At 64.4% G+C, this 23,723-nt stretch carries 22 protein-coding genes and 1 CRISPR repeat array (1 of these 23 only partly in view); of the genes, 16 read left to right on the forward strand and 6 right to left on the reverse strand.

Going from position 1 to position 23,723, the window contains the following annotated elements; genetic code table 11:
- A CRISPR array of direct repeats spans positions 1-281; the repeat unit is 31 nt; unit sequence GTCGCACCCTCGCGGGTGCGTGGATTGAAAC (it extends 1,067 nt beyond the left edge of the window).
- A gap of 470 nt (positions 282-751) precedes the next feature.
- Positions 752-1,327, forward strand: coding sequence for a fasciclin domain-containing protein (locus tag KR767_RS04535; protein WP_250878261.1), 576 nt, complete (start codon positions 752-754; stop codon positions 1,325-1,327).
- Positions 1,328-1,491: 164 nt separating this feature from the next.
- On the opposite strand, the gene argS is transcribed toward KR767_RS04535, so the two are convergent.
- Positions 1,492-3,228, reverse strand: coding sequence for an arginine--tRNA ligase (gene argS, locus KR767_RS04540; protein ID WP_250878262.1), 1,737 nt, complete (start codon positions 3,226-3,228; stop codon positions 1,492-1,494).
- A gap of 163 nt (positions 3,229-3,391) precedes the next feature.
- On the opposite strand from argS, the gene KR767_RS04545 reads away from it, so the two are divergent.
- From KR767_RS04545 to KR767_RS04570, 6 genes are all read left to right on the forward strand, one after another.
- On the forward strand, positions 3,392-4,270 hold the full coding sequence (locus KR767_RS04545; protein WP_250878263.1) for a hypothetical protein: 879 nt from the start codon (positions 3,392-3,394) through the stop codon (positions 4,268-4,270).
- A gap of 180 nt (positions 4,271-4,450) precedes the next feature.
- Positions 4,451-5,020, forward strand: coding sequence for a TetR/AcrR family transcriptional regulator (locus KR767_RS04550; RefSeq protein WP_250878264.1), 570 nt, complete (start codon positions 4,451-4,453; stop codon positions 5,018-5,020).
- A gap of 56 nt (positions 5,021-5,076) precedes the next feature.
- Positions 5,077-5,922 carry an SDR family NAD(P)-dependent oxidoreductase gene (locus tag KR767_RS04555; RefSeq protein WP_250878265.1) on the forward strand — a complete coding sequence of 282 codons (846 nt, stop codon included), beginning with the start codon at positions 5,077-5,079 and terminating at the stop codon, positions 5,920-5,922.
- A gap of 39 nt (positions 5,923-5,961) precedes the next feature.
- The gene (locus KR767_RS04560) at positions 5,962-6,819 is read left to right on the forward strand and encodes an SDR family NAD(P)-dependent oxidoreductase (RefSeq protein ID WP_250878266.1); all 858 of its coding nucleotides are present in this window, start codon (positions 5,962-5,964) and stop codon (positions 6,817-6,819) included.
- A 134-nt stretch (positions 6,820-6,953) separates the two neighbouring features.
- Positions 6,954-7,613, forward strand: coding sequence for a cupredoxin domain-containing protein (locus KR767_RS04565; RefSeq protein WP_250878267.1), 660 nt, complete (start codon positions 6,954-6,956; stop codon positions 7,611-7,613).
- Complete coding sequence (locus KR767_RS04570) at positions 7,610-8,662, forward strand: hypothetical protein (protein ID WP_250878268.1); 1,053 nt, start codon at positions 7,610-7,612, stop codon at positions 8,660-8,662. Before KR767_RS04565 ends, KR767_RS04570 begins: the two co-directional genes overlap by 4 nt.
- A 6-nt stretch (positions 8,663-8,668) precedes the next feature.
- Here the strand turns inward: KR767_RS04570 and KR767_RS04575 are convergent, their stop codons facing one another.
- Positions 8,669-9,124: an Lrp/AsnC family transcriptional regulator gene (locus KR767_RS04575; RefSeq protein ID WP_250878269.1), complete on the reverse strand. Its 456-nt coding sequence runs from the start codon at positions 9,122-9,124 to the stop codon at positions 8,669-8,671.
- A gap of 148 nt (positions 9,125-9,272) precedes the next feature.
- On the opposite strand from KR767_RS04575, the gene KR767_RS04580 reads away from it, so the two are divergent.
- A complete protein-coding gene (locus tag KR767_RS04580) occupies positions 9,273-9,920 on the forward strand; it encodes a LysE family translocator (protein WP_250878270.1) in 648 nt (215 codons plus the stop codon).
- Between the two features lie 264 nt (positions 9,921-10,184).
- Here the strand turns inward: KR767_RS04580 and KR767_RS04585 are convergent, their stop codons facing one another.
- Both KR767_RS04585 and KR767_RS04590 read right to left on the reverse strand, forming a co-directional pair.
- Positions 10,185-11,309, reverse strand: a complete 1,125-nt coding sequence (locus KR767_RS04585) for a J domain-containing protein (RefSeq protein WP_250878271.1) — start codon at positions 11,307-11,309, stop codon at positions 10,185-10,187.
- Positions 11,310-11,417: 108 nt separating this feature from the next.
- Positions 11,418-12,281, reverse strand: a complete 864-nt coding sequence (locus tag KR767_RS04590; RefSeq protein WP_250878272.1) for a YicC/YloC family endoribonuclease — start codon at positions 12,279-12,281, stop codon at positions 11,418-11,420.
- Positions 12,282-12,357: 76 nt separating this feature from the next.
- On the opposite strand from KR767_RS04590, the gene rph reads away from it, so the two are divergent.
- From rph to hemW, 4 genes are read left to right on the forward strand one after another with little or no spacing between them, the layout of a single operon-like run.
- Positions 12,358-13,089, forward strand: coding sequence for a ribonuclease PH (gene rph / locus KR767_RS04595; protein ID WP_166952037.1), 732 nt, complete (start codon positions 12,358-12,360; stop codon positions 13,087-13,089).
- Positions 13,086-13,595, forward strand: a complete 510-nt coding sequence (locus KR767_RS04600; protein WP_250878273.1) for a GNAT family N-acetyltransferase — start codon at positions 13,086-13,088, stop codon at positions 13,593-13,595. Before rph ends, KR767_RS04600 begins: the two co-directional genes overlap by 4 nt.
- Positions 13,595-14,188: an RdgB/HAM1 family non-canonical purine NTP pyrophosphatase gene (rdgB, locus tag KR767_RS04605; protein ID WP_166952041.1), complete on the forward strand. Its 594-nt coding sequence runs from the start codon at positions 13,595-13,597 to the stop codon at positions 14,186-14,188. The genes KR767_RS04600 and rdgB overlap by 1 nt, the downstream gene beginning before the upstream one ends.
- Complete coding sequence (gene hemW, locus KR767_RS04610) at positions 14,185-15,360, forward strand: radical SAM family heme chaperone HemW (RefSeq protein WP_250878274.1); 1,176 nt, start codon at positions 14,185-14,187, stop codon at positions 15,358-15,360. The genes rdgB and hemW overlap by 4 nt, the downstream gene beginning before the upstream one ends.
- A 3-nt stretch (positions 15,361-15,363) precedes the next feature.
- On the opposite strand, the gene glsA is transcribed toward hemW, so the two are convergent.
- On the reverse strand, positions 15,364-16,974 hold the full coding sequence (gene glsA, locus KR767_RS04615) for a glutaminase A (RefSeq protein ID WP_250878275.1): 1,611 nt from the start codon (positions 16,972-16,974) through the stop codon (positions 15,364-15,366).
- Between the two features lie 327 nt (positions 16,975-17,301).
- Here glsA and KR767_RS04620 point away from each other — a divergent pair, with 327 nt between their 5' ends.
- From KR767_RS04620 to pepQ, 4 genes are all read left to right on the forward strand, one after another.
- On the forward strand, positions 17,302-19,446 hold the full coding sequence (locus KR767_RS04620) for a DUF1631 family protein (protein WP_250878276.1): 2,145 nt from the start codon (positions 17,302-17,304) through the stop codon (positions 19,444-19,446).
- A complete protein-coding gene (locus tag KR767_RS04625; RefSeq protein ID WP_166952049.1) occupies positions 19,443-19,790 on the forward strand; it encodes a PilZ domain-containing protein in 348 nt (115 codons plus the stop codon). Before KR767_RS04620 ends, KR767_RS04625 begins: the two co-directional genes overlap by 4 nt.
- 55 nt (positions 19,791-19,845) lie before the next feature.
- Positions 19,846-20,451, forward strand: a complete 606-nt coding sequence (locus KR767_RS04630; protein ID WP_166952051.1) for a hypothetical protein — start codon at positions 19,846-19,848, stop codon at positions 20,449-20,451.
- 82 nt (positions 20,452-20,533) lie between these two features.
- Complete coding sequence (gene pepQ, locus KR767_RS04635) at positions 20,534-21,853, forward strand: Xaa-Pro dipeptidase (protein ID WP_250878277.1); 1,320 nt, start codon at positions 20,534-20,536, stop codon at positions 21,851-21,853.
- 719 nt (positions 21,854-22,572) lie between these two features.
- Here pepQ and KR767_RS04640 read toward each other — a convergent pair.
- Positions 22,573-23,643 carry an acyltransferase family protein gene (locus KR767_RS04640; protein ID WP_250878278.1) on the reverse strand — a complete coding sequence of 357 codons (1,071 nt, stop codon included), beginning with the start codon at positions 23,641-23,643 and terminating at the stop codon, positions 22,573-22,575.
- Between the last annotated feature and the right edge of the window lie 80 nt (positions 23,644-23,723).

Raw genomic sequence — 23,723 nt, forward strand, 5'->3', positions numbered from 1 at the left:
GGTGCGTGGATTGAAACATCTGCCACGGGGCATCCTCAGGATTGCCCGGCCCGGCGCACCCTCGCGGGTGCGTGGATTGAAACCGACGCACAGGCGCTCACCCACTTTGTGGTGGCCGTGTCGCACCCTCGCGGGTGCGTGGATTGAAACTCATACCCACCGCCTGACCCTCGGGGTCCGGGGGAGTCGCACCCTCGCGGGTGCGTGGATTGAAACGCCTACGCGGACAAGCCGGTCAGCCCCGGCCTCAGTCGCACCCTCGCGGGTGCGTGAATCGAAAACGGATCACCGCATCGCTGAAGAAATCACATCTTCGTGGCTGCGTTGTCTGAAACAGCTTGATGCCAATGCCATCCATATAAGCTTCAAGTCTCATAACCATATGTATGAAGTCACAGCCGGATACCTCTCTACCATCCGTCCACTATTCCATTGCATAAGTAATCTATGCGCCTTACGTACGACACAACCGGTCGCGCGCAAGGCGCGCTCCTACAGAGTTAGCGGGACATTAGCCAGAGCAAGGTTGCGCCCAGCGTCGAGCCCAGCAGGCCTGTGCTGGAGAGGTCCAGCATGTCAGCGGGCCTGGGTCCCTGCCTTCGCAGGGACGACGTGGTGGTCTGCAACGATGCGTCTTGTCGCAATGACTAAATGAACGAGTACTATCACAACAGCGGCCATTGATGATCACGGAAAGTGCCGCACGTGCTGCACTACCCTTTGCAAAGCCAACCTATCCGGACATCACCACATGATCGATGCAAAGTGGCGAACGGCCACGCTTTCATTCCTCACATTTATCGCGGCATCCCCGGCCATCGGCATGGCGCCGCCCGTCGAGGATATCGGCACCATCATCCAGGCGACACGAAACACGTCGTTTTTTCAGAAGGCTGTTGCTACGGCAGGCGGCTGGGACGCGTTCCGAGGCCTGCGCGACGTCACCATGATGGTGCCTGACGACTCGGCCTGCCCCTTGGATGATATGGCCGCCGGCCACCCGCCTTTTCGTACTGCCGACGAGGCCAGGTCATTCGTTGAAAGGCACACTTTCAAGGGCCAGATCAACCTGCAGAGCCTCGACAGGAACACGAGCCTTGGCGTGCGTGATGGCGAACGGATCATTGCCCACTGGGTCGCCCCCGACGGCAAGGTGACTACCATCGGCGAGAGCCAGTCCACCGAGATTCCCTCACTGGCCGGCGCGTCGTATACGCTGAAGATTACAGATCAGCATGCCTACATCGGACACGCCATGCTTGTCGGATCGTCAGGCGCCGTTGGCCTGGGTGGCAGCGTCTTCATTGTGCGCGCGTGCGAACCCTGAGAGTCGGTATATGCGCGATACCGGTGACAGGATGTACGTGTGCCACGACGCCATGGCTGCCCGCATACGATAAGCCTGTCGCGGCCAATCGTGAGAAGCTCGCGCACACCGACCGGATCCCCAGGAATCTCCCACCGAGGGTTTGCGCTAGTGCCAAACCCGGGTTACATGCGTTCGGGAACGCGGATGCCCAACAGATCCAGTGCTTTCCCCAGGACATGGCGTGTCAGCGCCACCAGTGACAGGCGTGATGCGCGCACCTCGGCGGAGCTGGCGGCCAGCACGGGGCACTCCGCGTAAAAGCGGCTGAATGCCTGGGCAAGATCATAGGCGTAGTCCGCCAGGTCGTTCGGTGCGTACCGGCGTGCAGCGGATTGCACGGCTTCAGGGAAGCGCGAGCACAACAGCACGAGCGTACGTTCACCGGCTTCGGCGATATCCATGGTGCCCATCGCTGCCGACTCCGCATCGGCCCTGGCCAGGATCGAAGTCACGCGCACGCATGCGTATTGCATATACGGCCCTGTACGACCTTCAGTGGCCACCATGCGCTCGGCGTCAAAGACGTAGCCCGAGGTGCGATAGGTGGAAAGGTCGGCGAACTTCACCGCCGCCACGCCTACGGCGTGGGCCAGTTCGGCACGGTCGGCGCGTTCGTCCAGACGACCGGCCGCGCGTTCGATGGCTTCGTCGAGTAATTCGTGAAGCTTCGCCACGCCGCCTTCGCGCGTCTTGTACGGCTTGCCGTCCTTGCCGTTGACGGTACCGAACCCGACATGCACCAGTTCGATGCCATCGGCATATCCGGCCTGCCGTGCGGCTCGGAATACCTGCTGGAAATGCAGTGCCTGGCGCTGATCCACCACGTAGACGATACGCTGCGGATGCAGGCGGTCGCGACGCTCAAGAATGGTGGCGAGGTCGGTGGTGGCATACAGCGCGGCACCATCGGACTTTTCCAGCAGCAACGGCGGCATCGGCGAGTCGTCGCTTTCTTTCGCCACTTCGACGATCAGCGCGCCTTCGCTGCGCTTCGCCACACCGCGCGTCGCAAGGTCTTCCACCATGCCCGGAATCAACGGCTGCACGAGGCTTTCGCCATTGAGTTCGTCGAAGTGGGCATCCAACGTGTGGAAGTCCGCCGTCTGCGCATCGAGCGATACGCGCCGGATGGTTTCCCACAGGCGCATATCGTCGGCGTTGCCAGCTTGCAGGCGCGCGGTGGCTGCGCGGGCTTCCGTCATGCGCCCTTCGTCAGCCTTGCACTCGGCGGCCACGCGGGGATAAATGGCCTGGAGATCGTTCATGGAGAACGGCGGATTCGCCGTCCACTCACCGTCGCTGGTCAGTTCAGGCCACAGGCGCGGCAGCTCGGAAATGAGCATGCCCATCTGCAAACCCCAGTCGCCCAGATGCACGTCGCCGATCACGCGATGCCCCTGCGCCAGCAGGATACGGCGCAGGCTTTCGCCCAGCACCAGCGAGCGCAGATGCCCAACGTGCAACGGCTTGGCAACGTTGGGACCGCCGAAATCGATGACGATGGTTTCCTGGGTTTCACCGGCGATACCCGCCTGCGGATCGGCCAGCTGTCGCGCGGCCTGCGCGGCCAGCAGCGCGGGCGACAGGCGCATGTTGATGAAACCCGGCCCGGCGATATCCACGCTGGTGAATTCCACATGCTCGCGCAGCAGGAGGGCCACGGCCTCGGCAATCTCACGGGGCGGTCGTTTTGCCGCGCCGGCCAGCGCCATCGCGGCATTGCATTGCAGGTCGGCGAGGTCCGGTCGCTGCGCCGGCACCGCGCGCACCCCCCGGCCTTCCAGGCCTGCGGCCTCGAACGCGGCGACGAGCAGGCGCTCGACATGGGTGGCAAGGGTGTCGCTGGACCGGATCTGCATGGGTTCTCCCTGGGTGAATGATCCGCCGTGCCCGGGCGGCCGGCAGATCATAAGGAAAGCGTGCGGGCTTGTAAGCATCGATCCGCCTGCACCGGTGCTAGGCTAGGGTCATGAAACCCAGGCTGGCACCCATCTCAGGAGAGATACAAGGATGTCGCAGTATGTGAAGTCACTGCTGTTTCTCTGCATGCTTTTAGTGCCCGCATTGACATCGGCAGAGGATGCCGATGCACAGCACAAGCGCATCGATGCCATCCATCACGATCATTCCCTCAGTGAAGCGGAACGCCGTGATGCCCTGCTGGCCGCCTACCCGGCGGATAACTATATGAGCAGGGAATCGCTTCACCGGATGCCGGAGAATGAGCTTCGCACCCGCTTCCGGACGGTGGACGGCGTGATGTACATCACGGCCGATCCACGCTATCTGCGCGACATGTACGCGATCGCGGATGAAATGCGCACCCGGGGCGTGCTGTCCGTGGACGAAGACCAGGGCATCTATCGTTCGCTGGTACAGCTTCGCCGCTTCAGCGAGGCGCGTACCTTCGCCGAAGGAAAAAAGGGCAGTTTCGAAGCCATACCCAGCGTGCACAACGTGAACGACGAACCGCTTCATCCGATGCGCTACTTCGCGCTGGCGGATGACGGGACATCGATGGACTTGAAGTCCGTGACCCTGAATGCGGATTACACCGTCATAGTCGTATCTCATCCGCTTTGCCATTTCTCGCGGAGAGCATCACGACAGATACCTGATCAACCGGATCTTGTGACATTGCTTGACGGTCACAGCCTGTGGCTTGAACCACCCGGTCAAGAACTGGACGTTCACCCGACGCTGGAGTGGCAGAAAGAGGCTCCAGGCATGCCCATCGGCATGATGTATGCCACGTCGGACTGGCCGATGTTCCGGTCGTTTGCCACTCCCAGCTTCTACGTCTTCAAGGGAAAATTGCTTGTCGGCATGAAAACAGGCTGGGGTGGTCCCGAGGACGGTGTAGAGCTGAAGGCCCTGATCGAGAAGGCAGCCAAACGGTGAATCAATGACGAGCGCATTAGTCGCTCATTTACATTGCGAACAACAGGCTGGGAGTGAGGCCCGTTCATTCACGCGATGAGCCTCTTCCCGTTACCTGAACGCTCCCCCGGACACGGGACTGGAATTCTGCCAGCACCCGCCCCATAATTGAGCGAGCACTCAGCTATATCAGGTTTGTCCGTGGCCCGCCCCCTTAGTCCCGAAAAACGCAAAGCCCTGCTGCTGTCCGCGGTGAATGCCGTGGCAGAGCTTGGCGTGCTCGCCAGCACGGCCAGCATCGCGCGGGGTGCCGGCGTGGCCGAGGGCACCCTGTTCACCTATTTCGAGACCAAGGAAGTGCTGCTCCAGGAGCTCTATCTGCATGTCAAGCAGGGGCTCGCGGATGTGGTGATGCCGGGTTACCCCCATAAGGCGGATTACCGCGATCGCGTGCAGCACGTGTTCCAGCGCTATGTGGACTGGGGCCTGTCGCACCGGGCGGAGCGGTCGGCCCTGGGCCGGCTTTCGGCCTCCGGCCTCATCCTGGAAGACACCCGGATCAGGGGCATGGAGTCCATGCAGACCATCGCCACGATGATGGAACAGGCCGTGGAAGACGGCGCCTTCATAGATGCCCCGATGGGCCTGCTTTCCTCGGTGATCGAGGACATCGCCGGGCGCACCATCGAATACGTCGAGCGCTTTCCCAAGGACACGGCACGTCACCGCCAGCTCGGTTTCCGCATGACATGGGAGGCCATCAAGGCCTGACTTTTTTTGTTTATTTAATTGCGTGCGTACTCACGCATCATAATGAGGACAGACAGATGTCGAAGCAGAAGTGGTTCATTACGGGTGCCTCCAGCGGTCTGGGGCTGGCATTGACGAAGAAGGTGCTGGAACAGGGCCACGGCGTGATCGCCGCCGTGCGCCGTGTCGAGGCCATGGATGCATTGAAGGAGGTTTACCCACAAGCGCTGGTGGTGGAGTCGCTGGACGTGACCGATCCGGTCGCCATCCGCAACGTCGCCGCGCGGCATACCGACGTCGATGTCGTGATGAACAACGCGGGCGGCGCGGTGATCGGCGCGATGGAAGAAATGAGCGAGGACGATATCGAGCAGCAGATCGCGCTCAACCTGCTGGCACCCATCCATGTCACGCGTGCTTTTCTGCCTGCCCTGCGCGAGCGCAGACACGGCACGCTGATCTATGTGAGCAGCATGGGCGGTCGCGCGGCCTTCCCCAGCGGTTCGCTCTATCACGCCGCGAAATACGGCCTGGAGGGCTTCGCCGAGTCGCTGAGCCAGGAGGTGGGCGGCTTCGGCATCCGCACCGTCATTATCGAACCGGGCTCCATCAAGACCGATTTCATCGCCAATATCCGCTGGACCACGCAGCACGACGCGTACAAGGACAGTGTCGTCGGCAAGCTGCGCGAGCAGATCCGTGAAATCGCTGACGAGCAGATCTCCGGCGACCCGGCAAAGATGGCCGACGCCATCTACACCGTCAGCCAACAGCCGGAACCGCCGCTACGCACGGCCCTGGGCAGCGATGCGTATGCCGTGCTGGAAGCCGGCTACGGCAAGAGCCTGGATGCCCTGCGCGCCCAGAAGGATCTGGCGCTTTCCGTGGGCATCGAAGGCAAGAGCGGCTTCAACCCTACGTAAGCCCCCCGTATCCCTCCCCTCTCCCAAGGCAGAACGATCATGTCAAAGACCTGGCTTATCACCGGCGCAGCCCGCGGGCTTGGCCGCTCCATCGTCGAAGCCGCATTGCAGGACGGCGGCAAGGTACTGGCAACGGCGCGCGATACGCGTGGCCTGGCCGATCTTCAGGCGCATCATGGCGATGCGCTCGCCACCTTCGCGCTGGATGTCACCCACGAAACGCAGGCACGCGATGCCGTCGCCGAAGCGGTGAAACGCTTCGGCCAGTTGGATGTGCTGGTCAACAACGCTGGCTACGGCCATATCCAGCCGTTCGAGCACGTGCCTTCCGATGCGTTCCGCGCACAGATCGAAACCAATTTGTTCGGCGTGGTGAACCTCACCCGTGCCGCCATCCCGGCGATGCGTGCCAGCGGAGGCGGGCATATCTTCCAGGTGTCGTCGGCCGGTGGCCGCATCAGCACGCCAGGGCTGTCGGCCTACCAGGCGGCCAAGTGGGCGGTGGGTGGTTTCAGCGATGTGGTGGGCAAGGAGGTGGCGCCGTTCGGCATCCACGTCTGCACGCTGGAACCCGGTGGCATGCGTACCGACTGGGGCCACGAAGCGCGTACCACGCTCGAACACCTGCCGGAAGGCTACGAGGCCTCGCTGGGCGAGTTCAAGGCGTTGATCGATGCGTATGCGGGGCATGAGGTGGGTGATCCCGAGCGCATCGCGAAGCTCATCGTCGCGCTCGCCTCGCGCACGTCGATTCCGTCGCGACTGGTGCTGGGCTCGGATGCGTGGCACGTGATCGAAGCGGAAGAGCGCCAGCGCCACGCGACGATGCAGCGTTGGAAGCCGGTCACGCTATCCACCGACTTCGATGCCGCACCTGCGGCGTGGCCCACCGAGTAACCCCGGCCCCATCTCCGGGCAGCAAGGTTCCGCTGCCCGGAGGTCGGGCTTGATTCCATCAAGACCGGCGTTTTCGCGCCGGATAGATTGCGCCCGGACTGTTTCCATCATCATGACGTGATACCGGGGGTCGCATGTTCGTTCGGCGGATGGGCCAGGCACTGGCCTGGGGCGTGGTGAGCATGGCGACCCAGGCAGCGACGCATGCCGATGGCGGCGATATCGCCGGCCATGTAGAGCTGGCGGCCAACCCCGGCCAGACCCTCGCCACGGGCGAAGTGACGGACACGGTGGTGTACTTCGTGCCAGCGGCCGGTGCGCCGCGCCTGCATCCGGGCGCCTATACGGTGAACTCGGTCGACATGGATTTCCGCCCGGGCGCCATGGTGGTGCCGGCCGGTAGCAAGATCAGATTCGCCAATCTCGACCAGGTGCTGCACAACGTTTATTCGTCCACGCCCGGCTCCGTGTTCGACTACCAGTTCCAGAGGGTGGGCGATGTGGTGGAGCGCCGTTTCACCACCCCGGGTCCGGTACTTGTGAGCTGCAACGTGCATCACTTCATGGAATTCGACCTGCTGGTGCTGCCCACGCCTTACGCAAGCTCCGTGGGTGCCGATGGAAGCTTCACCCTGCGGCATGTGCCTTCCGGTCCGGGCACGCTCTATTTCTGGAATCCGCGCACCCAGATCAGGACACAGGCTGTCACCGCGCATGGGCAGAACGTTACGCAGCGACTGGTTGCGATCAAGCCGCGTGTCACTACCGAGCTGCATCTGGGAGCCGGATCGTGAAGCTTGCGACGAAAGCCCTTTGCAAGGGCGTAGTGCTAGTGGTGGCCGGCGTGGCCATCGCCATGGCAGGTGTGTTGCTGAATGCGCAGCATGCCGCTCGCGAGCGCGCCCAGACGAACCTGCGCATGTCGAGCGAAGTGGTGCATGACTTCGCGGACCAGTCGTGGGAGCTGTTGCGCCTGCGCGGTCAGGTGCTGGCAGGCGATCCGGCCTTTGTTGATTACGTCACCCAGTCGCTGGTGCCCGACGCGAAGCTCGGAGGCGTGGTGGACAAGCTTTCCATCAGCCGGCTGCTCAACGAGCGCCGCCAGGGCGACGACATTCTCATGCTGCTCGATGCCGAGGGCATGGAAGTTACGGGCATCGGCGTGATCGGCAAGACGCCGGAGGTGATCCAGCACGATCCGCTGGTGATCGCAGCCATCAGTGAAGGCAAGACCGCGCAGGGCATCTGGCTCGATAACGGCGCCATGGCCTGGGTAGTGATCCATCCCTTGATGCGTGGTCGCACGCCGCAGGGCTATCTGGTGACGGCATCGCGTGCCACCGATGCTTCATTCGCGAAGCTTGCGCGGCTGGTGCATGGTGATGTTGCACTCCTGACGTCCCTCGCTTCGCATTCGCTTTATTCGGGCGGGCTCGATGCGCGTTACGTTGATCTTCTCGGTGCGCACCAGCGCGATGTGCTCGCGGTAAAGACCCCGACAGGCCAGGCACTCGCGCTGGACAACGAAGCGACCGCTATCGATACGTGGATCACGCCGTTCGACACGGCGCAGGGGCATGCCGCGTGGGTGGTGCTCAATTCACGTACCGGCTTCCTGCACAGCCTCGATACGGAAACGCTCCATCTTGTGCTGGGCATCGCATTCTTCGGCCTGTTCGCCCTGGCGTGCGTCATCGTGCAGTGGGCCAGCACATGGCGCCCCCTGGGCCAGCTTGCCGACGCCTACGACAGCGGTCGCGGCACGATCGGACGCGTGAAAGGCAGCGCCTTGCTGCGCGATGTGCGCGACCGCCTTGAACTGGCGAGCCGCACCCGCCGCTGAGGTGGTTCAACCGAGCGGCAAGGGACGCGGCGGCACCACCTCCTTCATGACCAGGGTGGAGGTCAGGCGTAACACGCCCGGCAACCCTGAAAGGCGCCGGTCGTAAAGACGCTGGAACGCGGCAAGATCCTCGGTCGCGACATGCAGCAGGTAATCCGGCTCGCCGAACAGGCGCTGCGCATGCACCACCTCGCGCACATCGGCCAGCGCTTCCTCGAACGCATGCACCGTGCGCTCCACGGTTTCCTTCAGCGTCACGAACAGCACCGCATAGAAACGCAGGCCTACGGCGTTCGGGTCGAGGTCGGCGTGGTAGCCGCGGATGACACCGGCGTCTTCCAGCGCGCGCAAGCGCCGGTGGCAGGGCGACAGGCTGAGCCCCACCCGCTCGGCTAGCTCGGTGACCGTGAGGCGTCCGTCGGCCTGGAGCTCAGAAAGAATCTTCTTGTCGAATTTATCCATGGGGAAGAATCTTCCAAAGAGATCATTCATAAGCGCCAATAATAGGCGAATGTCACCGCCACGAGGGACATAAGCTATGGGCCAGTCGCCGGGATGTACGCCCCGGCATGTCTCCATTCCCGGCGTCCCCGCGCCACTGGCAGCCCCCATGACCGCAACCGCACTCCTGGCCTTCTGGGCCGTGGCGATCCTCCTGATCCTCACCCCCGGCGCCGACTGGGCCTATGCCATCGCTGCCGGCATTCGCGGGCGAGGCATCCTCACCTCGGTCACCGGACTGATCCTGGGCCATCTCACCATGGTGACGGTGGTGGCCATCGGCGCAGGGGCCATGCTCAACGCCCACCCCTCGGCCATGTCGGCACTGACCTATGCCGGCGCGATCTACCTCATGGTGCTCGGCGTGCGGATCAGCCGGAGTCCCCCCGTACCCACTGCCGAGGATGGCGAACAAGCCACTTCGGCCAGACGCTGGCTCGTCGGCGGCTGGGGCGTAAGTGCGCTCAATCCCAAGGTCTTCCTGCTGTTCCTCGCCCTGCTTCCGCAGTTCGTGCTGGCCGACAGTCCGCTCTCGCCGGGCATGCAGATGATGCTGCTGGGCATCGTCGAAGTGGCGACGTGCATGGTGGTGTACCTGGCGGTGGGCTACGGCGCGAAGGCGATCCTGGGGTCGCGGCCAGCGGCAGCACGCTGGGTGGGCAGGGTGTCGGGGGTGCTGATGGTGGTGGTGGGTGTGTTGCTGGTGGTGCACCAGGCTCGGCACCTGGCTTGGCTTCTCACCTCAACGAGAGGATAAGGTGCATTAAAGCAGCCCTTATCTTAGTTAAGGGTCATTATGCCAAGATGGTCGTCGAGGCAGGCCGAATCATCGATGCTTTTTGCCAGGCGAAACGTGTAATCAAGCACGTGTTCGTCAGGCTTCCTTCCTGGCACTCGTCCAAACTCAGGAGCCAAGCCAGTAAACAGGATGTCCGGCAAGGTTGGAACGAGTTCGTCTACTTGAGCCGCTCGGACCTTGCTGAATTCCGTCCATGCTCCTTCTACTGCCCTTGATCTTCGCTCAAAACTGCATGTCGTAGTCGGCCTGTGCGGCCATTTCGCGCTTGATGACCTTGAGCCAGGACTTCAGTTTTCTGGGATCATCAAACACACGCAAGTCTTCTTCGAAAACGCGCACCCCGTTGCGCAGCTGGTTGATGTTCGTGTTCAACGCGTACTTGACGTTCCTTGGCGAAACGGGATGCCCTGGCCTCATACCGCTCCGTATCGCGTACTCGATCTTAATCTCGGACAGCTCCTGATCGAGGCCACGCAACTGCTCTTTCAGAATCTTGTTCCAGCGGTTGAGCCTCTCCTCGCTTACGCTTTCCAGTACGGACCGATCGATGTGTTCCAGCTCCAGCTGTAACTCGAGCAGGTCGAGGAGGCTCTTGTTGGCGTAAGCATGGTTGACCCGTTGCATCAGGACGGCCTTACGCTCCCGTTCGACGGGGTCGGGCTCGCGATCGGGATGAAGCAAGCTGGCCAGCTTGCGGTAGACCTCCCGGATCGACAGGTGCACCTCTGCCTCCTCGGCGCGTGCCCGCTCCTCGGCTGCTGCCTGCTTGGGTGACTGCTTGCGCTTCGCGTGGTGCGCTGCTTTCGCCTCATGACGGGCGCGTTCACGCTCCCCGTCCTGGCCCAGCTGCTCCTTAAAGTGGAGACGCATGTCGTCGATAGAAGCGAAGTTGACGTCATCCGGGATATCGACGCGGAGTACATCCTGTAGCGCATCGCGCATCATCTTGATCGCAGCCGCCTCTTCCTCGGCACTTGCCGCGTTGTAGCGCTGGAAGATTTCCTTGATAGCGGGGTCGTCGACGACGGCGAGTAAATCGCCGGCGACATGGGTGATCAGTTCCTCGACTATCTGTCGCTCTGCATTCGTCAGGCCTTTGGTACCGTGCGCCTGATCCAGGCGCTTCACCATCTGAATCCGCAACGTGTTGAAGCTGCCCCGCAACGGCAGCAGTTCGTCGTTGAATTTGCGCCGGAAGTCGGCACCGAAGGCTTCCCAGTCGGCCAGCGTCGCGCGGCGCTTCTCGATCTTCTCGATCAACCTGTTGAAAGCCTGTTGGCCCTTTGACGGGGTATGCGCGAGTTCGTGTCTCGCGATACCTAAAGGGCTAACGATATTCTTCGTCATGAAACAGATCTCTTGGGCGTAGAGGCATGGAGAGCGACTGTCAGCTTAAATAGCGCGAACCGGCCCGTCCTTCGGTCATTTACGGACCGCCCGAGACTCTGAGATACATCACTCGATATTCTGCACCTGCTCACGCATCTGCTCGATCAACACCTTCAGCTCCACCGCCGCATTCGTCGTACGGGAGTCCACCGACTTCGAACCGAGCGTGTTCGCCTCGCGGTTGAATTCCTGCATGAGGAAGTCGAGACGGCGGCCGATGGGCTCTTTCAGCGCCAGCACGCGGCGGGCTTCGAAGATGTGGGTGGCGAGGCGGTCGAGTTCTTCGTCTACGTCGATGCGGGTGACCTGGAGCACCAGTTCCTGTTCCAGGCGGCCCGGTTCCACCGGCTGGCGGATGTCGGCCAGGCGGGTTTCGAGGCGGGCGCGCAGGGCGGCGCGGATTTCAGGGAGCCAGCCGCGCACGTCGGAGACGATCTTCTCGATGCCGTCGAGACGTTCGCGGAGGATTTCTCCGAGCTTGCTGCCTTCGCGACCACGGGTGTCGGCCAGGGCATCCAGCGCGCGGTCGAGCACGTCGATGAGTGCGGCCTGGAGGGCGTCGGCATCCGATTCGGGCTGCTGGAGCACGCCGGGGAAGCGCAGCAGTTCGGTGAATTCGATGGACATGCGCGGGAAGCGCTGTTCCAGGTCGAGGGCCAGTTCGGACAGGCGCGAGAGCATCGTGCCGTTGATGCGCAGGGCATCGCCGGAGCCGGCTTCGCCGCGCAGGCGGACGGTCACGTCTACCTTGCCGCGCGACAGGCGGGTGGCGATGCGCTCGCGCAGGGCACTTTCGAAACTACGCAGATCGTCCGGCAGGCGCGGGCTGATCTCCAGGTAGCGGTGGTTCACCGTGCGGAGTTCGCAGGTCAGCGTGCCGGACGGGCCCGCGCTTTCGGCGGACGCGTAGGCGGTCATGCTACGGATCATGGGGAGGTCGCTCGCGCGGTGACTGGGGGCGCAATGGTAAACTGACCCACCGCCCGCGCCCAAATCAGGCCCACCCATGTCCTTTTCCCGTCCGAGCGGCCGCGCCGCCGACCAGCTGCGCACCGTCAGCATCGAACGCCACTTCACCCGCCATGCCGAAGGCTCCGTGCTCGTGAGCTATGGCGACACCCGCGTGCTCTGCACAGCCTCCATCGAAGAGCGCGTGCCGCCGTGGCTGCGCGGCAAGGGCGAGGGCTGGGTCACGGCCGAATACGGCATGCTGCCGCGGGCCACCAGCGACCGCACCCAGCGCGAAGCCGCCCGTGGCGGCCAGGGTGGCCGCACCATGGAGATCCAGCGTCTCATCGGCCGCTCGCTGCGCGCCTGCGTCGATCGTGCCGCCCTGGGCGAGCGCGTGATCACGCTCGACTGCGACGTGCTCCAGGCCGATGGCGGCACCCGCACCGCCGCCATCACCGGTGCCTATGTGGCGCTGGTGGATGCCATCGCCACCCTCACCCGTCGCAACGCCATCAAGCGCAACCCCATCCTGGGCGCCGTGGCCGCCGTTTCCGTGGGCATCTACGAGGGTGTGCCCGTGCTGGACCTCGACTATGCCGAGGATTCCAACTGCGATACCGACATGAATGTCGTCATGAACGACGGTGGCGGCCTCATCGAGGTGCAGGGCACCGCCGAAGGGCACGCCTTCCGCCGTGAAGAAATGAACGCCATGCTCGACCTGGCCGCCAAGGGCGTCGACGAGCTGGTGGCCGCGCAGCGCGCCGCGCTGGAGTCCACGCCATGACTGACGTGCGCCCGGCCACCGCCGCCGACCTCGATGCCATCGTGGCCCTGCACCACGCCGCCTTCGGCCGCCCGGCCGAGGGCGATCTCGTGCGCCGCCTCGTGGATGCCGGCAAGGCCAGCATCTCGCTGGTGGCCGTGGATGACGACGACACCGTGCTGGGTCACGTGCTGTTCTCGCCGGTCACGGTGGAGAACGGTGACGACGGCAAGGCCCTCGGCCTCGCCCCGGTCGCCGTGCACCCGGATCACCAGCGCCAGGGCATCGGCCGCGAGCTGATCGAGGAAGGCATCGGCGCCTGCTTCGTGGCCGATGCGCGCGCGATCTTCGTGCTGGGCTCGCCTGCCTATTACGCGGGTTTCGGCTTCGGCAAGGCCTCGGCGCACGATCTGCACGATGCCTTCGAAGGCGGCAATGCCTTCCAGGTGCTGCCGCTCACCATCGACGGCCTGGCGGGCTATGCCGGCCGCGTGGAATACGCCAGCGAATTCGCCGGGGGCCTGTGATGCGCATCGTTCTCGCGTCGAGCAATGCGGGCAAGGTGGTCGAGCTGGAGCAGCTCCTGGCCGGCAGCGGCGTCGAACTGCTGCCGCAGAGCACCTTCGGTGTCAGCGATGCCGATGAAACCGGGCTCACCTTCGTCGAGAACGCACTCATCAAGGCACGCCACGCCTCCCGTGCCACCGGCCTGCCCGCCCTGGCCGACGACTCGGGCATCTGCGTGGACGCGCTCAACGGCGCTCCGGGCCTGTATGCCGCGCGCTATTCCGGCGTACACGGCGACAGCCCCGCCAACAATGCCAGGCTGCTGCGCGAACTTGACGGCGTGCCGATGGAAAAGCGCAGCGCCTACTTCATCGCCGTGCTGGTACTGCTGCGTCATGCGGACGATCCGGCGCCGCTGATCGCCGAAGGCCGCTGGCATGGCCGCATCCTCGAAGCCCCACGCGGCGAGGGTGGTTTCGGGTACGACCCGCTGTTCCTGCCTGACGGCTCCGACCTGGGCGCCGCCGAGATCGAACCCGCCCTGAAAAACCGCATGAGCCACCGCGGCCAGGCCCTGGCCGTGCTCAAGGCACGCTTCGCCGAGCTGGCATGAGCCTTATCCCGCCACCGCTGTCGTTGTATGTGCACATGCCATGGTGCGTGCGCAAATGCCCGTACTGCGACTTCAACTCGCACGGCGTGCGTGGCACGCCCGAGTACGAACGCTACGTCGATGTGCTGCTGGCCGACATGGATGCCGACCTGCGCGACTTCGGCGATGCCATCGGTGGCCGCAAGATCGAAACAGTGTTCTTCGGCGGCGGCACGCCCAGCCTGTTCATGCCGGAGCTGATTGCGCGCTTCCTCGATGGCGCACGCGAACGCCTGCCGTTCGCGCATGGCGCGGAAATCACGCTGGAAACCAATCCCGGCACCGTGGAACACGGCCGTTTCGACGGTTACCTTGCTGCGGGCGTGAACCGCATCTCGTTCGGTGTGCAGAGCTTCGACAACGACAAGCTGCATCGCCTGGGCCGCATCCACTCGGCCAACGAAGCCGCCGATGCCGTGCGCCACGCACAGGACGCCGGCATCGAGAACATCAATATCGACTTGATGTACGCATTGCCGCAGCAGGATCTGGCCGGTGCGCTGAACGATGTCGATCGAGCGGTAGCGCTCTCGCCCACGCATATCTCGCATTACCAGCTCACGCTGGAACCGAACACGGCCTTTGCCGCCAACCCACCGCCGCTGCCGGACGACGACGCGGCATGGGGTATCCAGGAAGCCTGCCAGGATCGCCTGGCAGACGCCGGGTATGCCCAGTACGAGGTATCGGCCTACGCACGCGACGGACGCCGTTGCGCGCACAATCTCAATTACTGGCGCTTCGGCGACTACCTGGGCATCGGCGCCGGTGCCCACGGCAAGATCAGTGACGCCAACACGGTGCGCCGCCGCTGGAAGACCCGCCTGCCCGCCGCCTACCTTGCCACCTCGGGTGATACAAAGCGCATCGGTGGCGACTCCATCGTGGAAGCGGCTGACCTGCCCTTCGAATACATGCTCAATGCGCTGCGCCTGATCGACGGCGTGCCGATGGCGGATTTCACGGAGCGCACGGGGCTGAACCACTCGATCATCGAGCCGGCCCTCACGCAGTGCCTGCGCAAGGGCTGGATCGAAGACAATGCAACGTTGTTGCGTACCACTGCGCTCGGTCAGCGCTTTCTCAACGACGTGATCGAGGCGTTCATGGAGATCGCGCCGACCGGCGAATGATGGTCAGGCGCTGAGACGCGTCTTGCGACCGCCGCTGGCGAATGCCTCGAACAGGGCGACGATGGCGTGGTGTTCCCCGCGCTCGGCGTCCTGCACGGCGGAGTTGCCCCAGCGATCCACCCGGTCGAACTGGCCGCCGTTCTGCAGGATGTAGCGCACCGATTCCAGCTTGCCTTCCGACGCAGCGATGTGCAGTGCCGTACGGCCGTCGTAGTCGGCACCGTTGAGATTCACGCCACTGGCGACCAGGCGTTGCATTTCCTTGATGTCGCCGTGCATGGCGGCCCAGCACAGGTCCACATGACGCGCATTGTCGAGCGAGACATTCCGGCGCGTGGGGTCGATACGTTCGCTGCCGTCATGGCCGGTGACGATGTCGAAGTTGTGGAACGAGTACATCGAGGTGAGGCCCTTGCAGAACTCGATGCCGCGCACGCTGTTGCCGTTCTCGTCCAGCGGCGGCGACCACACGCAGAAGCCCAGCTTCTCGGGCACCACCACCATGATGCCGCCACCTACGCCCGACTTCGCCGGCACGCCGATGAGGAAGGCGAATTCACCCGAGAAGTCGTACATGCCGCAGGAATGCATCAACGACAGGCAGTGCTTCACCGTTCCCGACGAGAACACGCGTTCGTTGGTAAGCGGGTTGACGCCGCCATTGGCGAGCGTGGCAGCGACCACGGCCATGGAATCGCAGTTCATCTCGATGGAGCAGCACTGGAAGTAGAAATCCAGCGTCGCGGCCACGTTGGTCTCCTTGGAGAACGCGCCGTTCTCGCGAAGGAAATAGGCCAGCGCAAAATTGCGATCGGCCGAATCGCGCTCGGAGAGAAACACGGTGTTGTTGAACGATACCGCACCGTTGGCCGCCAGCTTCTTCCAGGTATCGAAGACATGCGAGAAACGCGCAGAGGCCGAATCCCCGGGCCGTATGAGCGAACAACTCACGATGGCACCGGCGTTGATCATCGGGTTATGCGGACGACGGCGGGGATCGAGCGTGATGGCATTGAACGAGTGGCCGCTGGGCTCGCGTCCGATGCGCTCATGTAGGCGCTCGTTGCCAGCTTCTTCCAGGGCGATGCAGTAGCTGATCGTCTTGGAAATGGACTGGATGCTGAACATCTCCTGCGCGTCACCGTAATGCGCGCGCTGGCCATCCACGCTGCACATGCTGAGGCCGTAGCGATCAGCCGGCACGCGCGCCAGTTCCGGGATGTACGCCGCCACCTTGCCGCCATTGCTGGAGCGGCGTTCGTTGAAGATCTTTCCCACCGAACGGGCGAAATCGCTCCACGCGGGAACCACCATGGAATCTTCCGCGATGCGCATGAACAGGCTTGGGTTCATGGCAAACACCACGGCGAACTCGGTCACCGACAGGCTGGTTTCGTTGCGCTGGCGTGCCTTGTCCAGGTAATCGTAGATACCTGCCGCGCGCGGGTCGTCGGCGAGAATGCCGGAACGGCGGAAATGTTCGCGCAGTTGCTCGGGAGAAAGACTGGTTTCACCCGGCTCCATCAACAGGTTGTAGAGGCGCGCCTCGTCGGGCACGAGCTGGACCACCGAGGGCCGGTCGTCGGCCGGAGCGGGGGAGTGTCGCTTTGACATGGGGCATGCTCGATAGAAGGAAGTGATGGCATCCCGGCCAGCGCGCAGCCATCTCCACCGCCGACTGCGAGCGCAACGTAACATTGGATATGCGCATCCATCTTGGACACAAACCCTGACTGAGCTGCCGTAAACGCGCGTCCGTTCATGTTTGTGATGACGAGCGTCACACATCGCCAAAGAACGATAGTCCGGTCCATAACCGTTTTCGTATGGACGTCCATATGCATATTCGCGCCATTGGCCGAATGTGCGCCATCCGCCATCCGGCGCAACGCGTACGCTGCCTCCAGACCCGGACCCGGTCCGGGGGAGGAACTGTCATCGATGAGCCCTGGCACATCGCCTCCGGACGAACGGACGGTCTCACCCACCGTGCCTGCCTCCCCGCGCGTGGAGCGCGAAGTACAGCAGGGTCTTTCGCTGTGCCTTGCGTGGCTGGATGCGCCACTGCGCGAAGCCCTGCGTGATACCGACCGCCGGCTCTTCGCCATCGCCGATGCCAGCCGCAACCATCTGGACCAGCAGCACTGCTTCGAAAGCCGGGCCATCCTGGAGCGCGAAGGGCCGGCCTTTCGCAATCGCTTTGCCGCCGGGGTGGCGGAACGCTTCCGGCGCCTCGGGGCGCATTCCGGCGTCCATCCCTCGCATGACGATCACCCCTCCCTGAGCCTGCTCGACGCCAGTGAGCAGGAGCAGGCTGCCACCTTGTCCAGCATGGCCTCGCGGGCCGAGTCGCGCAGCGCCGGCAGCCTGTTCGAGCTCGGCTATCGCATGGCGGTGCTGGCTGGCGCGGCGCCCCTGGAGGGAGCCGCGCTGCCCTTCGGTCCCCGGGCACTCGTGGCCGCGCTGGAGGACGCCGCCAAAGCGCTGACACTGCCGGCCGCGCATCGGATCATCCTGTACCAGGCCATCGACGCCCAGGTGCTGGCCCACAGTGAAACCTTCTACGAGGCCTTGAACGGGCACTACCTCTCCCACGGCATTCTTCCCGGCTTCCGGATCTACCCCACCGTTCGCGTGGTACAGCCGCCTGCCCTGCGGGCCACGGGGGAAGCCTCATCGGATACCCACCGGGCACATGACGCCACCAGCGTGCTCGAAGGGCTGCGCACGCTGCTCGCCGATCATGTGGAACACGACCACGGCACCCGCATACGTGCCCGGCTTGCGACGAGCGCCGAATGGCAGGCGGCGTTGCATGCTCTTCAAGGCAAGGCCATGCAGGGCAGCCAGGTCGAGCGTCGCGACATCCTCGATGCCCGCAGCCTGCACGATGAACTGCTGGCGGCGATCGACCGTACGCGCCCGGCCGGCGCCCCGCCCGCCAGCCTCACCGAGCTACAGGACGACACGGTCACCCTCGTCGCCCTGCTGTTCGACAACCTCGCCCGGGAGCTGCCCCGGCAAGGTCCTGCCCTGGCCGTGCTGGGCAGTCTGCAATGGTCCGTGCTGCGCTCTGCCATGGACGACCGGCGCTTTTTCGACGACCCGACCCATCCGGCACGCCAGTTGCTCGACACCGTGAGCCGGGCGGCCCAGCCGTGGCTCGACCCGGCGGAAGGCGAAGCGGACGAGGCACTGAGTGCAAGGCTGGAGCGCCTGGTGACCGATGCGGGACAGGCGCAAACCATCGATCCGGCCTGGCGCGAGGACATCGAACAGCATCTGGCCCAGCTCACCCGCAAGGCGCATGTCGCCGAGCGGCGGCAGATCGAAGCGATGGAAGGCCGCGACCGCCTGGAACGCGCGCGCCAGCACGCCACCGAGCTGATGGCCGAACGCATGACCGAACGGAACGAACCCCGCGGCGTGCTGCGCATCCTGCTGGAACGGACCTGGACGGATGTCCTTGCGCTTCACCTGCTGCGCGGTGGCGAAACAGGCGAATCCTTCCTGCACTGCCTCGGCATCACCGAGCAGTTGCTCGCAAAGCAGGGCGACCCGCAACGCCTTCGCCACGATATCGAACGCGGGCTGGAACACCTGGGCATGTCCACCTCGGAAGCCGCACAGGTGGTGGCCGGCGTTTTCGATGCGCCGGGCCAGGACACGCCCTCGCAGATGGATATCGCCATGCGCCTGAAGCAGAGGCCGCGCCTCGGTGAAGGCACGGCACATGGCGAACCGTTGCCGCCCGTGCAACCGGTTCCGCTCGATCCGGCCGCCCAGGCCATCTACGAGGGCTTTGCTCGCACGCGCTTCGGAACGTGGTTCGAGTTCCGCAGGCCGGACGGCCGCCCCGTGCGGCGCAAGCTGGCCTGGTTTTCCCCGCCCACGGCCCGCTGCCTGCTCGTGGATTCGCGTGGCGTGCGCGTGGACGACATGGACCTTACCCGCCTTGCCACGCAGATAGCGCGCGGTGATGCCCGCGAATGGAACGAACATCGCACACCGCCGGTTGATCGCGCATGGCGTGCCGTGGCCCGCCACCTGCGCCGCGACGGCGCACACTCGGCGGGCCACGCATGACACACGATGCCGAACAGCGCCGCTCGCCGCGCAAGCGTGTGACCAGTCCCATCACCGTCACCGATGCGATGACGGGCGTGGAACTGGGGCAGTTGTGCGACCTGTCGGTGGGTGGGCTCATGCTGCTTGGCGTGGGCGATACGGCTCCGGGCGCGGTGCGCCAGGTGCGTTTTTCATTGCCTGCCCTGCGCGAAAGGGAGCGGACGCTCGAAGTGGGTATCCACGAGCTGTGGCGCGAACAGGCGTCCTCGGCGACCCAGTGCTGGTCGGGACATCGCATCGTCGCCATCGTGGATGCGCATCTGCACCTCATCGAGGAATGGATCGGACCGCAGGCGGACTGAACGAATGACGTGACACGTGCTTTACGTAGACCGGCGCGCGCCTCACCATCCACCCATGAGCGATGCCACCACCATCCTGGTCGATTCACGACTCCAGCGCGACGACGCCGCAGCCGCAGCCACCGACCTGTACCTGCGTCTGGTCGGCAAGGGCGTGATCTCGCCACATCTGTTCGGCGCCGGTGAGCCGCGTTTCCGCACCATCGACGAGGACCTGCGCGAGCAAGGCATTCTCGCCATCGGCCTGCACGCCGCCGGCAATCGCTGGGTCGAGGGCGAGGAAGGCGCGTATCTCGTCGAAGGCGGCCCGGAAAACGGGATCTTCTGTCGTTACGACGCCGGATTCCGCATCCGCTGCCCCGATTGCCGCGCCGTGCTGGCCCCGGGCGAGGAAGGCAGCGATGCCCTGGAAGAAGCCCTGGCCGTGTGGTGCGATGCGCCGGACTCGGCCTATGTCGCCTGCCCCGCCTGCGCCAGCTGGACGCCGCTGGCCGACTGGCGCTCGCCCGATCACGACTTCGCCGTGGGGCATTTCGCCATCACCCTCTTCGGCGCCCACCTGCGCAGCCTGGCCGGTCACAGCGACCACAGTGCCACGGCACTGCGCCAGAGCCTGGGTGACCTCGCGGGTGACTTCGTACTGGTGTTTGCCCGCGCCTGATCCGGCGCGCGGGGTTGGCGTGGCGGCGGCATGAGCGCACCATTGGCGTTTCCCCCCGCCCCACTTCTCCCGGAGAACACCGATGAACGACGCGCTGGCAGCGCTTTATCCCCAGCACCTTGCCACCCTGCGCGAGCGCACGGACACGGCGCTGGCCCGGGGTGGTTTCGACCACCTGGTGATACCCGCCGGCCAGCCGATCACGAAGTTCCTCGATGACCAGGACTACCCGTTCGTGGTCAACCCGCATTTCAAGCACTGGCTGCCGCTGGTGGATGCCCCGGGCAGCTGGCTGGTGTACACCCCCGGGCACAAGCCCAAGCTGGTGTTCCTGCAGCCGCGCGACTACTGGCACGTGGTGCCCGAAGCGCCTACCGGCTACTGGGTGGAGCACTTCGATATCGTGATCGTGCGCAAGCCCGTCGACGCCCTGGCCGAACTACCGGCCATGCAGTCGCGCTGCGCGATCATCGGCGACACGATGCTGGATTCGGTGGTGCCGAACAATCCATCGGTAGTGGTCGATCACCTGCACTACCACCGCTCGTTCAAGACGCCGTACGAGCTGGAGCTGATGCGCGAGGCCAGCCGTCGCGGCACGCGTGGGCATCGTGCGGCCGAGCAGGCTTTCCGTGATGGCCAGAGCGAGATCGGCATCCACCAGGCCTATCTGGCGGCCGTGGGCCAGATCGACGCCGAGCTGCCTTATTCCAGCATCGTCTGTCTCAACGAGCATGGCGCCGTGCTGCATTACACGCACTTCGATCGCAGCGCCCCGGCGGAAAACCGCTCGTTCCTCATCGACGCCGGTGCCAGCGCCTCGGGTTATGCCAGCGATATCACGCGTACCTATGCGGGCAAGGATGCGGGTGAGTTCCAGGAGCTGATCGATGCCATGGACGCCGCCGAGCGTTCGTTCGTGGCGAAGGTGCGTGCGGGGCAGAGCTATCCCGAGCTGCACGTGCATGCGCACCATGTGATCGCGGGTGTGCTGCGCGAGCACGGGTTCATTCGCATGAGTGCGGAGAGTGCCGTGGAGTCCGGCGTGTCATCAGCCTTCTTCCCGCACGGCCTGGGTCATGGCATCGGTTTGCAGGTGCACGATGTGGCCGGCTTCCAGGCCTCGGAAACCGGTGGCACCATCGCCCGACCGGATGGTCATCCCTACCTCCGCCTCACCCGTCAGCTCGAACCGGGCATGGTGGTGACGATCGAACCGGGCCTGTACTTCATCGACATGCTGCTGGCCGAACTGAAGGACAAGCCGGTGGCTGCGGATATCGACTGGGCCAGGGTGGATCGCTTCCGCAAGTACGGCGGCATCCGCATCGAGGACGATGTGGTGTGCACCACGGGCGAGCCGGAAAACCTGACGCGGGATGCGTTCGCGCTGTTGAAGTAAGCGTCGCGCACATAGGGACGACGGCTGGCACGTTGGGAAAACGCCCCCGAAGCCGTCGTTCCAGCGAAAGCTGGAACCCAGCGCGGTGCAGACGGTTGTCGCGATAACACCCCCTACGCCAACGCCGATGCAACGCCCTCGCCGTGCTGGCAAACCGGGGCGCTGGGTTCCTGTTTTCACAGGAACGACGGGTAGGGAAGGTAACGACAACCCCGCCCGAAGCCGTCGTTCCAGCGAAAGCTGGAACCCAGCGCGGTGCAGCCGGTTGTCGCGATAACACCCCCTACGCCAGAGCCGATGCAGCGCCCTCGCCTTACTGGCAAACCGGGGCGCTGGGTTCCTGTTTTCACAGGAACGACGGGTAGGGGAGCTAACGCAACCCCGCCCGAAGCCGTCGTTCCAGCGAAAGCTGGAACCCAGCGCGGTGCAGACGGTTGTCGCGATAACATCCCCTACGCCAGAGCCGATGCAGCGCCCTCGCCTTACTGGCAAACCGGGGCGCTGGGTTCCTGTTTTCACAGGAACGACGGGTAGGGGAGCTAACGCAACCCCGCCCGAAGCCGTCGTTCCAGCGAAAGCTGGAACCCAGCGCGGTGCAGACGGTTGTCGCGATAACATCCCCTACGCCAGAGCCGATGCAGCGCCCTCGCCTTACTGGCAAACCGGGGCGCTGGGTTCCTGTTTTCACAGGAACGACGGGTGGGGAGGTGGCGGTCGCTTTACACCTTCAGGTAGATACGGCGGTGGTCCATCCAGCGGACCACCAGCCACCACACGGCGACAAACGCCACGCCCCAGGCGGCCGAGGGGACATACGGCCCGAAGAGCGGCGTCATCCATGACGCGAAGACCCAGTGGTACAACGGCTCGGTGATGCCCAGGGCGATCAGGATGTAGACCATCAGCCCGGACCCCGCATACGCCGCAATGGCATTCACGCCGAATGCCCGGCCCGGCAGTCGCCAGCCGCGACGGTCCACCAGCATGTGGGCTGCCGCCAGCAACAGGAACGACCAGCCCCCGGCCCACAGGACATAGCTCGGTGTCCACAGGTTCTTGTTGAGCGGCCACACTCCCTGCGCCAGCCAGCCTGCCGCCAGCAACACCACGCCAGCGATCACCAGCCGGCGGACCTCGCCCCGCACCAGCCACGCGCCCGCCCGCATACCCAGCAGGGTGCTGGCCAGCGCCGGCAGGGTGGCCAGTAGCCCCTCGGGGTCATGCCCGCGGCCGGTCGCCGGGTCGGTCATATAGACGAAGGGCCCGAACACGGCCGTATCCACCCGGCTGGGCAGGTTGGTCCATGGCTCCATGCCGCCGATCAACAGCAAGGCCCCATAGCCGGCCAGCAACCCCAGCGCCAGCAGGTCCCGGGTCCATGCCCCCACATGGATCGCCAGCAGCGATGCGGCGGCGAAACACAGGCCGATCCGTTGCAAGACCCCGGGCAGGCGCAGGTGCGCATCCGGTATGGCCAGCCACGCAACCACGTTCAACAGCAGCCCCAATCCGGCAATGCGCAGCGCGCGGCGTATCGCCGCATGCCGAATCGGTGCCTTCGGTGCGCCCGCTTCGACACGCGGCACGATGGCGAGCGAGACCGACACGCCCACGATAAAAAGGAACAGGGGAAAAACCAGATCGGTGGGAGTGAAGCCATTCCACCCGGCATGCTCCAGGGGCCACCAGACATGGCCCCAGTCTCCTGGATCGTTCACCAGCAACATGGCGGCGACGGTGATACCGCGTAGTACATCGACTGAGGCGTAACGCACTTTACTCTGGGTCATCGAAGCGTATGCTGTGGCGACAGGGGAAAACGCAAGGATACGCGGTCAGCCCGTTGCGACAATCGGCCATGGCTCGCGTC

This window comes from Luteibacter anthropi (assembly GCF_023699965.1).
Classification (GTDB): Bacteria; Pseudomonadota; Gammaproteobacteria; order Xanthomonadales; family Rhodanobacteraceae; genus Luteibacter; species Luteibacter anthropi.

Excerpts from the sequence above, each read along its gene's own strand:
- KR767_RS04630 (WP_166952051.1), top strand. The coding sequence starts at position 19,846 with ATGAGCGATGCCACCACCATCCTGGTCGATTCACGACTCCAGCGCGAC.
- KR767_RS04535 (WP_250878261.1), top strand. The coding sequence starts at position 752 with ATGATCGATGCAAAGTGGCGAACGGCCACGCTTTCATTCCTCACATTT.
- KR767_RS04560 (WP_250878266.1), top strand. The coding sequence starts at position 5,962 with ATGTCAAAGACCTGGCTTATCACCGGCGCAGCCCGCGGGCTTGGCCGC.
- KR767_RS04620 (WP_250878276.1), top strand. The coding sequence starts at position 17,302 with ATGAGCCCTGGCACATCGCCTCCGGACGAACGGACGGTCTCACCCACC.
- KR767_RS04625 (WP_166952049.1), top strand. The coding sequence starts at position 19,443 with ATGACACACGATGCCGAACAGCGCCGCTCGCCGCGCAAGCGTGTGACC.
- glsA (WP_250878275.1), bottom strand. The coding sequence starts at position 16,974 with ATGTCAAAGCGACACTCCCCCGCTCCGGCCGACGACCGGCCCTCGGTG.
- KR767_RS04585 (WP_250878271.1), bottom strand. The coding sequence starts at position 11,309 with ATGACGAAGAATATCGTTAGCCCTTTAGGTATCGCGAGACACGAACTC.
- rdgB (WP_166952041.1), top strand. The coding sequence starts at position 13,595 with ATGCGCATCGTTCTCGCGTCGAGCAATGCGGGCAAGGTGGTCGAGCTG.
- KR767_RS04590 (WP_250878272.1), bottom strand. The coding sequence starts at position 12,281 with ATGATCCGTAGCATGACCGCCTACGCGTCCGCCGAAAGCGCGGGCCCG.
- KR767_RS04575 (WP_250878269.1), bottom strand. The coding sequence starts at position 9,124 with ATGGATAAATTCGACAAGAAGATTCTTTCTGAGCTCCAGGCCGACGGA.
- KR767_RS04640 (WP_250878278.1), bottom strand. The coding sequence starts at position 23,643 with ATGACCCAGAGTAAAGTGCGTTACGCCTCAGTCGATGTACTACGCGGT.
- KR767_RS04565 (WP_250878267.1), top strand. The coding sequence starts at position 6,954 with ATGTTCGTTCGGCGGATGGGCCAGGCACTGGCCTGGGGCGTGGTGAGC.
- pepQ (WP_250878277.1), top strand. The coding sequence starts at position 20,534 with ATGAACGACGCGCTGGCAGCGCTTTATCCCCAGCACCTTGCCACCCTG.
- rph (WP_166952037.1), top strand. The coding sequence starts at position 12,358 with ATGTCCTTTTCCCGTCCGAGCGGCCGCGCCGCCGACCAGCTGCGCACC.
- argS (WP_250878262.1), bottom strand. The coding sequence starts at position 3,228 with ATGCAGATCCGGTCCAGCGACACCCTTGCCACCCATGTCGAGCGCCTG.
- KR767_RS04580 (WP_250878270.1), top strand. The coding sequence starts at position 9,273 with ATGACCGCAACCGCACTCCTGGCCTTCTGGGCCGTGGCGATCCTCCTG.
- hemW (WP_250878274.1), top strand. The coding sequence starts at position 14,185 with ATGAGCCTTATCCCGCCACCGCTGTCGTTGTATGTGCACATGCCATGG.
- KR767_RS04600 (WP_250878273.1), top strand. The coding sequence starts at position 13,086 with ATGACTGACGTGCGCCCGGCCACCGCCGCCGACCTCGATGCCATCGTG.
- KR767_RS04555 (WP_250878265.1), top strand. The coding sequence starts at position 5,077 with ATGTCGAAGCAGAAGTGGTTCATTACGGGTGCCTCCAGCGGTCTGGGG.